The 14,773-nt window shown below is 62.7% G+C and carries 15 protein-coding genes; 4 read left to right on the top strand and 11 right to left on the bottom strand.

Going from position 1 to position 14,773, the window contains the following annotated elements; all coding sequences use genetic code 11:
• Positions 1 to 46: 46 nt before the first annotated feature.
• Entirely contained in the window at positions 47 to 790 is a 744-nt protein-coding gene (locus P0Y58_01400; GenBank protein WEK30875.1) for a LytTR family DNA-binding domain-containing protein, read from the bottom strand.
• Positions 791 to 1,086: 296 nt separating this feature from the next.
• Here P0Y58_01400 and argH point away from each other — a divergent pair, with 296 nt between their 5' ends.
• Positions 1,087 to 2,481 (top strand): argininosuccinate lyase, encoded by a 1,395-nt coding sequence (gene argH / locus P0Y58_01405; GenBank protein WEK30876.1) that lies wholly within the window; start codon positions 1,087 to 1,089, stop codon positions 2,479 to 2,481.
• A gap of 170 nt (positions 2,482 to 2,651) precedes the next feature.
• Here argH and P0Y58_01410 read toward each other — a convergent pair whose 3' ends face one another.
• Positions 2,652 to 3,314 (bottom strand): glutathione S-transferase, encoded by a 663-nt coding sequence (locus tag P0Y58_01410; protein WEK30877.1) that lies wholly within the window; start codon positions 3,312 to 3,314, stop codon positions 2,652 to 2,654.
• Between the two features lie 147 nt (positions 3,315 to 3,461).
• Here P0Y58_01410 and P0Y58_01415 point away from each other — a divergent pair, with 147 nt between their 5' ends.
• On the top strand, positions 3,462 to 3,761 hold the full coding sequence (locus P0Y58_01415; protein WEK30878.1) for a hypothetical protein: 300 nt from the start codon (positions 3,462 to 3,464) through the stop codon (positions 3,759 to 3,761).
• A gap of 70 nt (positions 3,762 to 3,831) precedes the next feature.
• Positions 3,832 to 4,077, top strand: coding sequence for a TIGR02647 family protein (locus P0Y58_01420; GenBank protein ID WEK30879.1), 246 nt, complete (start codon positions 3,832 to 3,834; stop codon positions 4,075 to 4,077).
• 34 nt (positions 4,078 to 4,111) lie between these two features.
• Here the strand turns inward: P0Y58_01420 and P0Y58_01425 are convergent, their stop codons facing one another.
• From P0Y58_01425 to P0Y58_01460, 8 genes are all read right to left on the bottom strand, one after another.
• Positions 4,112 to 6,055: a cytochrome c/FTR1 family iron permease gene (locus P0Y58_01425; GenBank protein WEK30880.1), complete on the bottom strand. Its 1,944-nt coding sequence runs from the start codon at positions 6,053 to 6,055 to the stop codon at positions 4,112 to 4,114.
• 115 nt (positions 6,056 to 6,170) lie between these two features.
• Positions 6,171 to 6,938 (bottom strand): RHS repeat-associated core domain-containing protein, encoded by a 768-nt coding sequence (locus tag P0Y58_01430; GenBank protein ID WEK33253.1) that lies wholly within the window; start codon positions 6,936 to 6,938, stop codon positions 6,171 to 6,173.
• An 88-nt stretch (positions 6,939 to 7,026) separates the two neighbouring features.
• Positions 7,027 to 8,457, bottom strand: a complete 1,431-nt coding sequence (locus tag P0Y58_01435; GenBank protein WEK30881.1) for a TolC family protein — start codon at positions 8,455 to 8,457, stop codon at positions 7,027 to 7,029.
• Positions 8,454 to 9,329, bottom strand: coding sequence for an HlyD family secretion protein (locus tag P0Y58_01440; protein WEK30882.1), 876 nt, complete (start codon positions 9,327 to 9,329; stop codon positions 8,454 to 8,456). Before P0Y58_01440 ends, P0Y58_01435 begins: the two co-directional genes overlap by 4 nt.
• On the bottom strand, positions 9,326 to 9,538 hold the full coding sequence (locus tag P0Y58_01445; protein WEK30883.1) for a DUF1656 domain-containing protein: 213 nt from the start codon (positions 9,536 to 9,538) through the stop codon (positions 9,326 to 9,328). The genes P0Y58_01440 and P0Y58_01445 overlap by 4 nt, the downstream gene beginning before the upstream one ends.
• On the bottom strand, positions 9,535 to 11,622 hold the full coding sequence (locus P0Y58_01450; GenBank protein ID WEK30884.1) for an FUSC family protein: 2,088 nt from the start codon (positions 11,620 to 11,622) through the stop codon (positions 9,535 to 9,537). The genes P0Y58_01445 and P0Y58_01450 overlap by 4 nt, the downstream gene beginning before the upstream one ends.
• Complete coding sequence (locus P0Y58_01455) at positions 11,619 to 12,071, bottom strand: MarR family transcriptional regulator (GenBank protein ID WEK30885.1); 453 nt, start codon at positions 12,069 to 12,071, stop codon at positions 11,619 to 11,621. Before P0Y58_01455 ends, P0Y58_01450 begins: the two co-directional genes overlap by 4 nt.
• A gap of 233 nt (positions 12,072 to 12,304) precedes the next feature.
• Positions 12,305 to 13,099 carry a tetratricopeptide repeat protein gene (locus P0Y58_01460; protein WEK30886.1) on the bottom strand — a complete coding sequence of 265 codons (795 nt, stop codon included), beginning with the start codon at positions 13,097 to 13,099 and terminating at the stop codon, positions 12,305 to 12,307.
• A gap of 207 nt (positions 13,100 to 13,306) precedes the next feature.
• Here P0Y58_01460 and P0Y58_01465 point away from each other — a divergent pair, with 207 nt between their 5' ends.
• Complete coding sequence (locus P0Y58_01465; GenBank protein WEK30887.1) at positions 13,307 to 13,867, top strand: WYL domain-containing protein; 561 nt, start codon at positions 13,307 to 13,309, stop codon at positions 13,865 to 13,867.
• A 36-nt stretch (positions 13,868 to 13,903) separates the two neighbouring features.
• Here the strand turns inward: P0Y58_01465 and P0Y58_01470 are convergent, their stop codons facing one another.
• Positions 13,904 to 14,767 (bottom strand): ABC transporter permease, encoded by an 864-nt coding sequence (locus P0Y58_01470; protein WEK30888.1) that lies wholly within the window; start codon positions 14,765 to 14,767, stop codon positions 13,904 to 13,906.
• Positions 14,768 to 14,773 lie beyond the last annotated feature (6 nt).

Raw genomic sequence — 14,773 nt, forward strand, 5'->3', positions numbered from 1 at the left:
CGCTCCCACAAGGACCGCGCAAACTTACTGACTTGCGCAAATGGTTTTAGAGGGTTTGCATCATCTTGCGCACACCGGCCACATGCCGCCGGCTGACGGTAAGGGCGTCGCCATCCAGACCTTTCAGATACAACTGAAAGTGCCCCAGCGGGGTGCGCTGCAGGCGTTCGATACGCTCGCGGGCAACCAGCGCATTGCGATGGATGCGCACGAAGCGTTCGCCAAATTCGTCTTCCAGGGCTTTGAGCGGCTCGTCGAGCAGCACTTCCCCGCCTTCGTGACGCAAGGTCACGTACTTGTGGTCGGCAATGAAATAGATCACCTGGGGCAAAGGGATCAACTCGATGCCTTTGCGCGTACGGGCACTGATGTGGCTCCGAGGGCCACCACCTTCATTGGCCGGCCGGGTAAGCGCGGCCAACTGGGCGCGGTTGGGTTTTTCGGCCTTGCGCAAGGCATCACGCAACACCTGGGCCTGGAAGGGCTTGGTCACATGGCTGAGGGTACTGTCCTTGAATGCCTCGGCACCGTATTCATCATCCCCGGTGCAAAACACCACCGCTGGCGGCGCCTCGCGCTCGCACAGGCGAGCAGCTACCTGCAGGCCATCCAGGCCTGGCATGCCGATGTCCAGGAGGACCACATCGGGCTTGAGGCTTTCGATCAGCGCAAGGGCCTCCTCGCCGTTGGTGGCGCTAGGCTCCAGCACGGTGTAACCCTCCAGTTCGCCGAGCAGCCGGCTTAGGCGTTCACGGTCTTGGGGTTCGTCATCAACGATCAGGACATTCATAATTGCGCTGGATTCCTGAATGAGTCTCGCACAGGTATAGCGTAGACAGATGTGGTTCGAGCGACACTGCGGTCACGCTCTAGACCGGTGCGATGGCCAAAGATTCACTCGGACGGCAGATTCACCGCCTGTCCTTTGTCCAACTGTAGACGGTCCGTGGAACACTGCCGTTCATTCCTTAAAATCCTTCTGTGCCATTTTCCGGGCATTTCTCTCGACCGGCGCCCTGCGGCAGCCAGCCCAACCCTGCTATTATCGGCGCCACTTTTTCGTTCACGCCTGCAATGAGTGAATCCATGAGCACCGACAAGACCAATCAGTCCTGGGGCGGCCGCTTCAGTGAGCCCGTCGACGCCTTCGTCGCCCGCTTCACCGCCTCGGTCGATTTCGACAAGCGCCTGTACCGCCACGACATCATGGGTTCGATCGCCCATGCCACCATGCTGGCGCAGGTCGGCGTGCTCAGCGATGCCGAGCGCGACACCATCATCGATGGCCTGAAGACCATTCAGGGCGAGATTGAGGCCGGCAACTTCGACTGGCGCGTCGACCTCGAAGACGTGCACATGAACATCGAGGCGCGCCTGACCGACCGCATCGGCATCACCGGCAAGAAGCTGCACACTGGCCGTAGCCGCAACGATCAGGTGGCCACCGACATCCGCCTGTGGTTGCGCGATGAAATCGACCTGATCCTGGCCGAAATCACCCGCCTGCAGAAGGGCCTGCTGGAGCAGGCCGAGCGTGAAGCAGAAACGATCATGCCCGGTTTCACCCACCTGCAGACGGCGCAGCCGGTCACTTTCGGCCACCACCTGCTGGCGTGGTTCGAAATGCTCAGCCGCGACTACGAGCGCCTGGTCGACTGCCGCAAGCGCACCAACCGCATGCCCCTGGGCAGCGCCGCACTGGCGGGTACGACCTACCCGATCGACCGCGAACTCACCTGCAAGCTGCTGGGCTTTGAGGCCGTGGGCGGCAACTCGCTAGACGGCGTGTCGGACCGCGACTTCGCCATCGAATTCTGCGCCGCTGCCAGTGTGGCAATGATGCACCTGTCGCGCTTCTCCGAAGAGCTGGTGCTGTGGACCAGCGCGCAGTTCCAGTTCATCGACCTGCCGGACCGCTTCTGCACTGGCAGCTCGATCATGCCGCAGAAAAAGAACCCGGACGTGCCGGAACTGGTACGTGGCAAGACCGGCCGTGTGTTCGGCGCCCTGACCGGCCTGCTGACCCTGATGAAAGGCCAGCCGCTGGCCTACAACAAGGACAACCAGGAAGACAAGGAGCCGCTGTTCGACGCCGCCGATACCCTGCGCGACTCGCTGCGTGCCTTTGCCGACATGATCCCGGCGATCAAGCCAAAGCACGCCATCATGCGTGAAGCGGCACTGCGCGGGTTCTCCACCGCCACCGACCTGGCCGACTACCTGGTTCGCCGGGGGCTGCCATTCCGTGACTGCCACGAAATCGTTGGCCATGCTGTGAAGTACGGTGTGGACACGGGCAAGGACCTGGCCGAGATGAGCCTGGACGAACTGCGCCAGTTCAGCGACCAGATCGAGCAGGACGTGTTTGCCGTGCTGACCCTGGAAGGCTCGGTGAACGCCCGTGACCACATTGGTGGTACGGCACCGGCGCAGGTGCGTGCCGCCGCTGTGCGTGGCAAAGACCTGCTGGCTTCGCGTTAACGCCCATTGCGAGGGCTTCGCCCTCGTTCGCGGGCACGCCCGCTCCCACAGGTATTGCGCTGGTTTCAAAGGCTGTGCAGTCCTGTGGGGGCCATAGGCATCACACAGGTTTCAAAAGCATCGCAGTCCCTGTGGGAGCGGGTTTACCCGCGAAGGGGCCAACACTGATCTCAGCGTTTGCCGCTGCGAATCATCTCCATGAAGGCCGGCATCGACGCCTCCTTGTCTGCCACGATCCGCGCCATGTGCGGGTTCTCACCCATCAGCTGCAACAAAGCCTTGGCCTGCGGGAAATCCGCCAGGAAGTCGATGTTCAGCACTTTCTTGCCCACTGCATAAGCCAGATCGACCGAGAAGCAGAACATCAGGTCTGCCAGCGTCAGTTCCTTGCCCGCTACATAAGGCGCAAAACGCCCATTACGCTTGAGCGTGGCAAACCCGGCCAGCAAATCGGCACGGGCCTTCTCCTTGACCAGCGGCTCCACCGACATGCCAAAGAACGACTCGGCATAGCAGGTACGCGCCGGCAGCTCGATGTACAGCTCGATTTCCTTGAGCAGCTCACGCACCTTGGCCTGACCAAACGGATCAACTGGCAGCAGTGCCTTGCCGCCCGGGGTCTGCTCGATATAGTCGAGGATCACACTGGTTTCACTGAGAAAACCGTGTTCGGTTTCCAGCACCGGCACCTTGCCCCGAGGGCTTACCTCCAGCGCCTGTGGCGCCTGGCCGCCATAGAAGGTGACTTCCTCGAAGGGCAGGCCTTTTTCCAGCAGGGCCAGCTTGACCATGTTGTAGTAGTTGCTGACCGAGAATCCATGAAGCTTGAGCATGAGGTAACAGCCTCCAGGCCGTAAGGGGATGGCCCGGCTTTTATAGACCGTACGCCCGCCGCTGACCAGCGTCATGCACCCCGTCAATGCCCGGGCATTGCCGCCACGGGCATGGCACACTGTGCATCCCAACTCAGGAGTAGCGCCATGAGCGAGCCCACCGACATCGACAACGACGACGAAGCCTTTGCCGAGGCAACGCTGACCCAGGCCATCGAAAACCAGATTGAAAGCGGCGACCCGGCTGCGGCCAAGGCCACTTTCAACAAACTGAAGTTGGTCGGCTACGAGCGTGAAGACATTCTCAACCTGATGGCCCATGTGCTGGCCTTCGAGGTTGACAACATGCTGAAGGAAGATCGCGAGTTCGACCGTGAGTGGTACGAGAACGCCCTGAGAGCGCTGCCGGAACTGCCGCCTGAGATGGATCAAGGCGAGGACGAATAACCCGGCTACACTCGAAGATCAGGCACCGTTGAACAGTGCCCTAATCCTTGTCTGGAAGTCAGGAGCTGCCATGCCTTTTACCCCCGATCTGATCGACGAACTGGAAGTACTCGCGCTGTTCAAACACGACAGCAGCCAGGAGGGCATCAAGATAACCAGCGCCGCCGCCCCAGCCCTGATCGCGGCGGCGCAACGCTTGTATGATAAGAAGCTGACTGATCAGCCTGATGGCGGCTACCTGACCAGCCTGGGTCATGACGCCGTCAACAGTGTCCAGTTGCTGCAGAACATTCTGAAAGCGCCACAGCCAGCCTGATCCGAGATTGCAAGGGGCCGCAGAGCGGCCCTTTTCAGTTAGCCGCTGCCCTGCGCTTTTCCGCCAGCCACGAGCGCCCGTACAGGAACACGATGGCCAGTAAGGCCACCACCTGCGCTGACAGCGAGTAGGCGTCGGCGTGAATCCCCAGCCAGTCGAATTCGAAGAACGCCACCGGCCGTGTGCCCAGCACCCCGGCCTCTTGCAGCGCCTTCACGCCATGCCCGGCGAACACGACCGACAATGCACACAGCAGCGCGGCGTTGATGCTGAAGAACAGCGACAGCGGCAGCTTGGCCGAACCACGCAGAATCACCCACGCAAGGCCCACCAACAGCACCAGCGCCGTTGCGCCACCCGCCAGTACCGCCTGATGGCCGGCAGGGCCTGCCTGCAGCCAAAGGGTTTCGTAGAACAGGATCACTTCGAACAGTTCACGGTAGACCGAGAAGAACGCCAGCAAGGCAAAGCCGAAGCGCCCTCCGCCGCTGACCAGGCTGCTTTTGATGTAGTTCTGCCAGGCTGCTGCATGGCGGCGGTCATGCATCCAGACCCCGAGCCACAGGACCATCACCGCCGCGAACAGCGCCGTGCAGCCTTCCAGCAACTCGCGCTGGGCGCCGCCGACGTCGATCACATAAGCCGCCAAGGCCCAGGTGGCAAAGCCGGCAACCAGTGCCAGTGCCCAGCCGATGTTGACGCTACGCACCGCGGACTGTTGGCCAGTGTTGCGCAGGAAGGCCAGGATCGCCGCCAGCACCAGAATGGCCTCAAGCCCTTCGCGCAGCAGGATCAGCAAACCGGAGATATAACTCAGCGACCAGCTCAAGCCATCGCTGCCCAACAGCTTGGCTGCCTGGTCGAGCTTGGCCTTGGCCTGGGTCAGACGTTGCTCGGCCTGGGCTACGGGCAACCCGTCCTGCAGTGACTGACGATAAGCCATCAACGACTTTTCAGTGTCCTTGCGCACCTGGGCATCGACGTTGTCCAGTGAGCTTTCCACCAGTTCGAAACCTTCCAGGTAAGCCGCCACAGACAGGTCGTAAGCCTGGTCGTGGTCGCCTGCGCGGTAGGCCGCCAGGCTCTTGTCCAGCGTGCTGGCGGTGTACTCCAGCAACTGCGCCGGGCCGCGCTTGACCTGCGGCGGCTGGGCGCGCTGGGCGCGGAACGCCTCTACGACCGCATTACCTTCGTTGGCCGCGACTTCGGACGGTGTCTGGCGCGCCAGGTCGGCAATATTCCAGGTCTTGTCGCCTTTACCGGCTTCGGGCTTGGCGGTGAAGCTTGCGATGTAGGCAGCCACATCCCAGCGCTGGCGGTCATCCAGCTGGTCGGCAAAGGACGGCATCTCGGTGCCGTCGATGCCCAGCGAAAGGGCGTTGTAGAGGTCGAACAGGCTCAACCGGTCAAGGCGTGAGACATCGCGCAGGTTAGACGGGGCTGGCTCCAGCCCCACGCCTGCCGGGCCATCGCCAGCGCCGGTGTCGCCATGGCAGATCGAGCAGTTTTGCGCGTACAGCGAAGCGCCACGGACCGGGTCCGGAGTGATCACCGGGGCCTGGCTGACCTCGTAGGCCACTGCCAGGCGCGCGCCCAGCTGGCGAGCCTGCTTGGCCACCGCCACGCCTTCCAAGCGCTGGTCGATCGCCTGGCGCAGCGCCTGCACGCCCTGCTCCAAGGCTGCTTGCTCGCCATTTACCGGCAAGCCTTTGACCAGCTCCGCTAACACCTTGCTGGACGCCTGTTGCTCGCGGTATTGGCCATCGTCGATCACCTTGCCGCCCTGCACGGTCGGCGGGTAGTCGGCGCCAATGTAGTCCAGCAGGTGCATGGCCTTGCTGGCCTCGGCCGGGGCTTCGGCCAACACCAGGGTGCTGCACAGCGCCAGCACCGGCCCGAGCAATGCAGCAGGCAGCCAGGCAAACAGACGGGAACGGGTTTTCATGGCCAGTCTCGAAGGGAATACGAAAGAGAACATTGTTCACTCCGACTTGGCTTCCCTCAAGGGTGCTGGACGGATTTCATGAAAAATCTTGCTACAAATCTGATGAAATGGAATGGCCAGGGGCTTTGCCGTTGGATCACCGGCGGTGTCATGTATGCCCACCTACCTGACGAATGATCGCTGTCTTACCTTCGATTTCACCTGAGACCCGCTGCCCTTGGCTAAGCCGAACCTGGAAATTGTCGACTTTATTGTTGGGCAGCAATTTATAGTTACTAGCACCCGCCAACATTGAAGCGTCTTTGGGAGACATGCCAAAGTGGTGTATGGCGTTCTGGAAAACATCGAATACTTTCTGTTCGGACTTGGTCAGCTTTTTGAAGGTGGCGTTGGATTTGTCTAATGCCCACCCTTTGCTGGAGCCTGAAGAGGCGTTGGAGCTCCACGATATTTGAGAACTGTACTGCCCACTGCCGGGTGCGCGCCCTCCGGAGGAGCTTGACGCACTTGATGGCGTTTGGCTCAGCAAGGGTTTCGCTAAAACGGGAGCACTGTGGGATCTGGGTGGCGAATTGAATGTCTGTTTCGGGCTTATCTGCAGCGACAATGGTCGCTGTGGGTACTTGATATGTCCCGTTGGATCACTGTGGTTTATGGGGTCGCACGAGACATAGGCATAGCTACTCCACCCGCCTTCGCCGAACGGGCTCCAGCTGTCCGGGCTGTTGAAACGCATCAGCCCAGGGTTGTAGGCCCGGTAGCCGGCGCCTAGCAGATAACACCCGGTCACCCGGTCACGAGGCTGTCCGTTGAAGCCCGGTACCCCGACTGCCTGGGTACCATCGAACCCGTAAGGCGCATAGCTGGACTTTGCACAAAAGTGCCCGGCCTGCTCTTCCACGATGCCAACAGGCATCCCACACGTAACTTTTTCCATGTTCCACCTGCCTGGTTAAGTCAGGCGGAGCATGACGAACTCTAAAGCGGTCAAGTAACTAGCAGAACTATGGGCGTGGCTGCTCAGCCGCACTTTCCTTCCACCCTCCACCCAATGCGAGGAACACGCCAATCTGCCCCATGGCTACCTGGCTATTGGCCGCCGCCAACTGCGCGCGCATATCGGTATAAGTCCGCGTCGCCTGCAAATCCGCCAGGAACGATTCACGCCCGGCCTGGTAATACCGGTGGGTCTGGTCTGCTGCTTCCTTGGCCGATTTCTCCGCCTCGGCCAAGGCATCGCGCCGGTCCAGCAGGGCGCTGTACTGCGCCAGGCGGGTCTGGGTTTCGCGTATGGCGTTCAGCACCACGCCATCGAAGTTGGCCAAGGAGGCTTGGGTAGACGCTTCGGCCATGCGAATGCGGGCCCGGGTGCCGTTGGTGGGAATGGACCAGCTGACCTGCGGGCCAAAGCCCCAGCGGTTGGTCGACGGGTCGCCAAGGTCGTCCAGGATACCGATGGTGCCAACCTGAGCGCCGATGCTGATGTCCGGATACAGCGCACCGGTCGCTACACCTATGTAAGCAGTGGCTGCAGCCAGCTGGCGCTCGGCCTGGCGAACATCTGGGCGGCGCTTGAGCAGGGCCGCACCGTCGCCCACCGGAACCAGCTGGCTCAGGTGCGGCAGCTCGGCACAATCAGCGGTGCCGGCAGGCAACTGGTCCACCGGTTTAGCCAGCAGCGCAGCCAGGGTGTACACGCCGGTCTCACGCTCAGCCTTGAAGCGTGGCAACTCGGCGCGCAAGGATTTGAACTGGGTCTGGGAGCGGGTGACCTGGGTTTCATCGCCACGGCCGGCATCACGCAGGCGCTGGTTGAGCTTCACGCTCTGCTCCTGCAAGTCGAGCGATTCGCGGGCGATGTGGTATTCCTCGTTTGCCGAGCACACCTGGGTGTAAGCCTTGACCACATCTGCCACCAAGGTGATACGGGCGGTGTCGGCCGCCGCCTGTGCAGCGTCGGCATTGGCCTTGGCGGCCTCGGTGCCGCGCTTGAACGTGCCCCACAGGTCGAACTGGTACGAGGCGCTGATGATGGCTTCACCAATGTTGGCCACTGGCACCTTTTCGGGCAGCAGGAAGGCTTGGCCGGCCTCCTGCAGGCGCTGGGCACCGAGCTTGACGCCACCATTGAAGCCACCTTGCGATTCGGCCACTTCGACCTGAGCGCGGGCCTTGGCGATGTTGGCGGCGGCCACGCGCAGCTCGGTGTTGGCGCTCAGGGCCTGGCGCACCAGTTCGTTCAGCCTTTGATCCTGATACAGCTGCCACCAGTCCTCGGGTACCGGCGCCGAGACCACGCTGTCGGCGTCCTGGCGCAGCGGGCCGTTGAGGTCGCTGCGTTGTACCGCCGCATCCTTGGGCACCTCATAGTCGGGGCCAACCATCATGCAGGCCCCCAGCGACAGGCACAGGCCGGCCAGGATCAGTTGTTTCATGGGCGCTGGCCCTCGATGATCGACACCGTGGCGGTACGCCCGGCGATCATGCGGAAGTCCTCGGGCACTTCGTCAAAGGCGATGCGCACCGGAATACGCTGCGCAAGGCGTACCCAGCTGAACGCCGGGTTGACGTTGGGCAGCAGGTTAGCGCCGCTGCTGCGGTCGCGGTCTTCGATGCCGGCGGCAAAGCTCTGCACATGGCCGCGCAGGCGGGTGTTGTCACCCATCACGCGAATGTCCACGGCGTCGCCGATGTGGATGCCACCCAGCTTGGTCTCCTCGAAGTAGCCGTCGACGTGGTACGAGGCACTGTCGACCACTGAGAGCACCGGGCGGCCGGCCGTGACGAACTCGTGGTTACGCGGCGCGCGGTCGTTGAGGTAGCCGTCCACCGGGCTGCGCACCACCGAACGGTCGAGGTTGAGCTGGGCGGTGTCGACCGCTACCTGGGCCTCACTGACAGCAGAGCGGGCACGGGCCTCGCGAGACTGGCTTTCCTCCAGCTGCTCGGCGGCCACCAGGTTGCCCAGCTTACGGTTGCGCTGCGCTTCGCGCGAGGCCTGGGCCAGGGTTTCCTGGCGCTCGCCCAGGGTCGCCTTGGCCTGGCGCAGGGCCAGGGTGAAGCGGTCCTGGTCGATGGTGAACAGCACGTCGCCGCGTTTGACGGTCTGGTTGTCGCGCACCTCGACCTTCTGGATCAACCCCGACACATCGGGGGCGATCTGGATCACGTCGGCGCGGATGTGGCCGTCGCGGGTCCAGGGGGCAAACATGTAGTACACCACCATCTGCCACACGAGCACGGCGGCGAAGGTCACTACCAGCAAGGTCAGGACCACACGGCCCAAAGTCAGCAAAGGTTTTTTCATGGCAGCATCAGGTTTCGGCAAAAGTGGTCCACCGCGCCAAGCAGCACGGCATAAAGGGCAACGTTGAACAGCGCCCGGTGCCAGACCAGGCGGTAGAAATGCATACGCACCAGCACCGCGTGTACCCCGAGGAACAGCAGGTAGGTGCCAAACATCATCACCAGCAGCGTAGGCAGGAACACCCCGCTGATATCCAGTTCACCAATCACAGGGGCGCTCCGTCGAGGCCAGGGGGCAATTGCGGTTGTTCGGCGGGGTCGAGCATCACTTCCACGCCCGGCAACAGCGCCAACCGCAGGCCGCTCAGGGCATGCAGCAGGTGGGTGCGGGCATCGCCGCGCTCGTACAGCTCATCCAGGTTCAGCGCCAGGCGTGCACGCTCCATGTTGCGCAGCAGCGCGGCCGGGGCATGCAGGCGTTCGCCGGCACGCAGGCAGGCGGCGTAGTGCGCGCCGACTTCCTCAACCACCGTGTTCAGGCGCTCGCGAGCCTGCTGGCCGGCACGCGGCATATAGGCCAACAGGTCAAGCAGGTTCAGCCCCACACGCAGATCACGCAGTGCCACGCCGCTGTCCTGACCCGTTTGCGACAGCCGCGGCAAATGCTGCATCAGGCGGTCAAGCATCTGCACGCCAACCTGGCGGTGTTCAGCCAGGGTCGCCGGCTCGGTCATTTCGACGATGTCGCGCCAGGCGAAGCGGGTCATGCGCTTGGCCGCCAGCTCTACGCCGAACGGGCGCATCACCAGGGTCCAGATAAAGGCGAACAACAGCCCCACGGGGCCGGCCAGGTTGGCGTTGAGGAAGGTGAAGAAGTCGGCGTCGTAGGCGCCCTGAATGCTGATGAAGGTCGAGGTGTTGACGATGGTCAGCAAGGTACCCAGGTAGAAGCGCGGCTGTACGGTCAGGGTGCCAACGCAGATGAACGGTACGGCGAAGGCCAGCACCAGCATCGGGAAATCGTGCAGGTTGGGCAGCACCAGGAACAGGTACAGGCTGGAGAAGATGACCGACAGCAGTGTCCAGAAGAAGAACTTGTAGATCTGCGGCGCCGGGTCATCCATGGCGGCGAAGAAACTGCACGATACTGCCGCGAGGATCACGGCGCTGGCGCCGTCGTTCCAGCCCAGGCCGATCCACAAGCCACAGGCGACCACAATCGCCAGTACGGTGGAGGCAACCGAGTACAGCATAAGGCCGCGGTCGAAGAACGCCGTCAGGCGGCTCAGGCGCCAGTGGCGGTACACCGCACGCCAAGGCTTGGCATCGTCGGTACGCAAGGCGTGCTGCAAGGTGCAGCAGTCCTGCCACAAGTCGGCCCATTCGGTCAGGCGGTACAGGGCGTTGGACAATAAAAGCTCGGCGCGCTGGTCGAGGGCGGCGGCAGCGGGCTGCAAGCGGTCGATCTGTTCGTGCAGCGCAGTCCAGCGCGCGACCGACGCGCTGTCGGCAGTGCCTTTGAGCCATTCACGAGCGGCTTCAAGTACAGGTTGAAGCTGGGCGAACTGGGCCGGCGCGCGACCTTCCAAGGCCACCACGGCGTCGTCGAGCGCGTCGATTACCGGCAGCAGATGAATCATCCGCCCGCGCAGCTCGCGGGCGTTCTTCAGGGTATGTGGGCCAGCGCCTTCGTGGCCTAGCTGGCCGATCATCAACTCCAGCGAGTTGAAGGTGGCGACCATCGCCCCGCGCATGCCGCCGACCTTGTCGCCGCTGGCTTCGCGGGCCAGGTAGGTGTCGCTGTAGCGGATCGCTTCGGTGAACCAGTTACCCGTAGCGCCGAGCACCACAGGGGCCAACCGGCGCGGCCAGAAAATGGCGCCGACCACCGCCGCGCAGACGATCCCCAGGCAAATTTCCTGAGCGCGGGAAGACGCCACGTCGAACACCGCCAGCGGGTTGTCGACCACCGCCAGGGCGATCATCGGCAAGGTGTAGCCGGCCAGCATCAGCACGTAGTTGTTGGCCGTGCGCAGGTTTAGCGACAGGAACAGCAAAGTGCCAGTCCACAACGCGATTGCGATGCTTAGCAGCAACGGCGATTGCACCAGCGGCGGCACCAGGAAAATCGCCCCGCCGGCACCCAGCAGCGTACCCACTGCGCGGTACAGCGCTTTGGAGCTGGTCGGGCCGACGAACGGGCTGGAGACGATGTACACCGTGGCCATCGCCCAGTAGGGGCGCGGCAACTGCATGAGCAACGCGATGTACAAGGCGATCATGGAGGCGCCGAAGGTTCGCACGCCGTAGAACCAGTCGCGGGCCGGAGGTACCGAACTGAAGAAGCCGTTCATGCCACCCCGCCCGCACTGCCCAGGCCGGCAGCTTCAAAAGCGCGCAGCACGCGCAAGGTGGCTTCCAGGTCGGCCTGGTCGATTCCGTTGAGCACATCGCGGCGCAGGCGCACCAGTTCGGCTTCGATCGCTTCGGCCAGGGCACGGCCTTCGGCGGTCAGGCTCAGGGCTTTGGCGCGGCGGTCCAGTGGGTCCTCGCTGCGGCACACCAGGCCGGCCTTGCACAATTGGTCGAGCAAGCGCACCAGTGATGGGCTTTCCAGGCCGGCAGCCTGGGCCACCGCCACTTGGTGCACGCCGTCGCCCAGGCGCACGATCATCAGCAATGGCGCGGCGCAGGCTTCGGAAATGCCGTAACCGATCAGCGCGGTATGGCAGATGCGCCGCCAATGACGAGCGGCAACCACCATGCCACTGCTGACTTGCAGGCGCAGGAGATCAAGGGACATGAAAGGAACCAAGGATATTCATAGTTTGCTAACTATCAATATACGCCTGTGCCTCCCCCTGTCGTCAACAGGAGGTGACGAATCGCCGGGTTAAATGTTGTTCATTTTTTAGCCTGTGCCGGCCTCTTCGCGGGCGCGCCCGCTCCCACAGGAAAACCAAAGGTCTGAGCATTTGTGGGGTACCTGTGGGAGCGGGCGTGCCCGCGAAGAGGCCGGCACAGGCAACTGAAAACTCAGGGCTGGATCTGGTCTTCCAGCTTCATGGTCAAGGCCAACGTGCTGCCCATCTGCACCGCCCGGTCCCGCCACTCCTGGTAGCGCAGCCCATCGCGGCTGCTGAAATGCACTGCCAGTTCTTCCGCCGCCTGCACTACCCCCGCCGCTGCCGCCAGCTCCAGCCAGTACAGTGCGGCCTTGATGTCTGCGTCTACGTAAAGCCCGTGCATCAACCGGTAACCCACCTCAAAGCGGCAACGCGCTTCACCCCGCTCAGCCCCGCGCATGAACCACTGGTAAGCCTGCACCAGGTCCACCTGCCAATCCAGGTCGCCATCGCACACCTCCTCCTCATACAAGTCACCCAAGGCCGCGGCTGCGTGGAGCATGCCCAGTTCGAAAGCCTGCCGGTAGCACTCCGCCGCCTGCACGTAGGAAGGGTCGATGCCTTTGCCAAAGTAATGCTGCTGCCCAAGGTTGAACCATGCAGCGGCATTGCCTTGCAGGGCCGCCATGCGCAGCAGGTGGCCAGCCAGCACGGTATCGGCACGCCAGTACTTGCCGTTGAGCCAGATCCAGCCGAGGTCGTTCAGTGCCGCCACGCTGCCTAGCAACGCCTGGCGGCGCAGGTCGGCATACACCGCCTGCAGGTCACTGGCCTCATCCAGACGGTTGACCAGCATCGAGCGCTGGCTGGGCAAACCCACACCGGCAAACAGCCGCTGTCGCCTCCCGACCGGGGTCGGTGGCGCAATGACCCGCTCGGGAAGAAGGCGGGCAAGCAGCGAATGGATATTGCTGGCAGCAGACATGTTCATCCTCATTGAACGACGCACAGCCCCAACCTTCGGCTGTGATGAGGCGTGATTCTGCGTGACGTCACGTCAAAACCTGTCGCGAACGATTCGGCACATGGCAACCAAATGCGAGTTCCTTGATCTGAGCAGGCTGTGGCCAATTGCCATCCATCACGCGTGCCGCCATCCTGTTGCGGCAAGCCTAGACAAGGACGTTACATTTTGCCGTTCGCCACAACTCGCGCCACCCTCAGCCGTCAGTGGGCGCTGCTGCGCCTGCTGCCCAGCCGCTCCCCCGGCACTACCAGCGCCGAGCTTGTCTGGGGCCTGCGCGATGTGGGCTTCACGGTCAGCAAACGCACGGTCGAGCGCGACCTCAATGAGCTGTCGCTGATCTTCCCGCTGGAGCGCAATGACAAGAGCATCCCGTTCGGCTGGCACTGGTCAGCCAGTGCGGTTGGCGAGTTGCGTGGCAGCTTCGACTTGCTGATGCACCTGCGCGGGGATGCGTTGCAGCCGACGCAGGGTGAAGGCGTGGAGCTGGTGGCGCGGATCAGCGATACACTGGCGCGGCAGCTGCGCGATGCGCCGCTGAGCGGCGACATGCAACTCACGGCGCTGGAACATGGGCATCGGTTGCGCGGCACGGTCAGTGATGGCTGGCCGTTGCGTTGGTGGCTGTTGAGCCATGGCGATGGGGTGGTGGTGGAGCAGCCTGCGGGGTTGCGGGAAGAGATTGGCAGGATCCTGAGCAATGCGGCAGCTCAGTACCACAAGCTTTAGCCTGTACCCGCGAAGGGGCCGGTACAGGCTTACGAACTAGCGTTGCATCCCCCACCGTCGCACGGTCAGCCGCTCCAGGGTGTTGAACACCAGTCCTTCCACCAGCAAGCCGATCAGGATCACCACCGCCAACCCGGCAAATACCTTGTCGGTATACAGCTCGTTTCGGTTCTGGAAGATGTACCAGCCCAACCCGCCTTTACCGCTGCTGGCACCAAACACCAGTTCGGCGGCGATCAGTGTACGCCAGGCAAAGGCCCAGCCGATCTTCAGCCCCGACAGAATCGACGGCAAGGCCGCCGGCACGAGAATATGCAGCACCAGCCGCAGCCCTTTCAGGCCATAGTTGCGGCCCGCCATGCGCAGTGTTTCCGAGACCCCGAGAAAGCCCGCATACGTGTTCAGCGCCAAGGCCCACAGCACCGAATGCACCAGCACGAAGATCAGGCTGTTGTCGCCCAGCCCGAACCACAGCAACGCCAAGGGCAACAAGGCAATGGCCGGCAGCGGGTTGAACATCGAGGTCAACGTGCCCAGCAGGTCCCGGCCCAGTTGGGTCGAAACCGCAAGGCTGGTCAGGCCGAAGGCCAGGACGATGCCCAGCACATAGCCCTTTAGCAAAATCACCAGCGAAACACCGACTTTGGCTAGCAGTTCTCCGCTAAGCAAGCCGTCCCAAAAGGCCGCAGCGGTTTGCAGAAAGCTCGGCAACAGCAGGTCGTTGTCCTGGTAGCGGGCGATGGCCTCCCACAGCACGGCAATCACCATCAAGATGACCGCCTTGCGCAGCCAGCCTTGCTGCCACAGACGTTGCGCCAACGATAACTGGCGTTCCAAAGGCACACTGAGCAGGGGCTGCAGCTGCACCTCGTATTCCTGGCGTACAGGTGTAGTGGTCATGGCTGA

This window comes from Candidatus Pseudomonas phytovorans (assembly GCA_029202525.1).
GTDB lineage: Bacteria > Pseudomonadota > Gammaproteobacteria > Pseudomonadales > Pseudomonadaceae > Aquipseudomonas > Aquipseudomonas phytovorans.

What these genes read in the sequence shown, in the direction of transcription:
- P0Y58_01425 (WEK30880.1), bottom strand. Translation starts at nt 6,055, where the DNA reads ATGTTCTCTTTCGTATTCCCTTCGAGACTGGCCATGAAAACCCGTTCC.
- P0Y58_01420 (WEK30879.1), top strand. Translation starts at nt 3,832, where the DNA reads ATGCCTTTTACCCCCGATCTGATCGACGAACTGGAAGTACTCGCGCTG.
- P0Y58_01415 (WEK30878.1), top strand. Translation starts at nt 3,462, where the DNA reads ATGAGCGAGCCCACCGACATCGACAACGACGACGAAGCCTTTGCCGAG.
- argH (WEK30876.1), top strand. Translation starts at nt 1,087, where the DNA reads ATGAGCACCGACAAGACCAATCAGTCCTGGGGCGGCCGCTTCAGTGAG.
- P0Y58_01435 (WEK30881.1), bottom strand. Translation starts at nt 8,457, where the DNA reads ATGAAACAACTGATCCTGGCCGGCCTGTGCCTGTCGCTGGGGGCCTGC.
- P0Y58_01450 (WEK30884.1), bottom strand. Translation starts at nt 11,622, where the DNA reads ATGAACGGCTTCTTCAGTTCGGTACCTCCGGCCCGCGACTGGTTCTAC.
- P0Y58_01440 (WEK30882.1), bottom strand. Translation starts at nt 9,329, where the DNA reads ATGAAAAAACCTTTGCTGACTTTGGGCCGTGTGGTCCTGACCTTGCTG.
- P0Y58_01400 (WEK30875.1), bottom strand. Translation starts at nt 790, where the DNA reads ATGAATGTCCTGATCGTTGATGACGAACCCCAAGACCGTGAACGCCTA.
- P0Y58_01470 (WEK30888.1), bottom strand. Translation starts at nt 14,767, where the DNA reads ATGACCACTACACCTGTACGCCAGGAATACGAGGTGCAGCTGCAGCCC.
- P0Y58_01455 (WEK30885.1), bottom strand. Translation starts at nt 12,071, where the DNA reads ATGTCCCTTGATCTCCTGCGCCTGCAAGTCAGCAGTGGCATGGTGGTT.
- P0Y58_01410 (WEK30877.1), bottom strand. Translation starts at nt 3,314, where the DNA reads ATGCTCAAGCTTCATGGATTCTCGGTCAGCAACTACTACAACATGGTC.
- P0Y58_01430 (WEK33253.1), bottom strand. Translation starts at nt 6,938, where the DNA reads ATGCCTGTTGGCATCGTGGAAGAGCAGGCCGGGCACTTTTGTGCAAAG.
- P0Y58_01460 (WEK30886.1), bottom strand. Translation starts at nt 13,099, where the DNA reads ATGTCTGCTGCCAGCAATATCCATTCGCTGCTTGCCCGCCTTCTTCCC.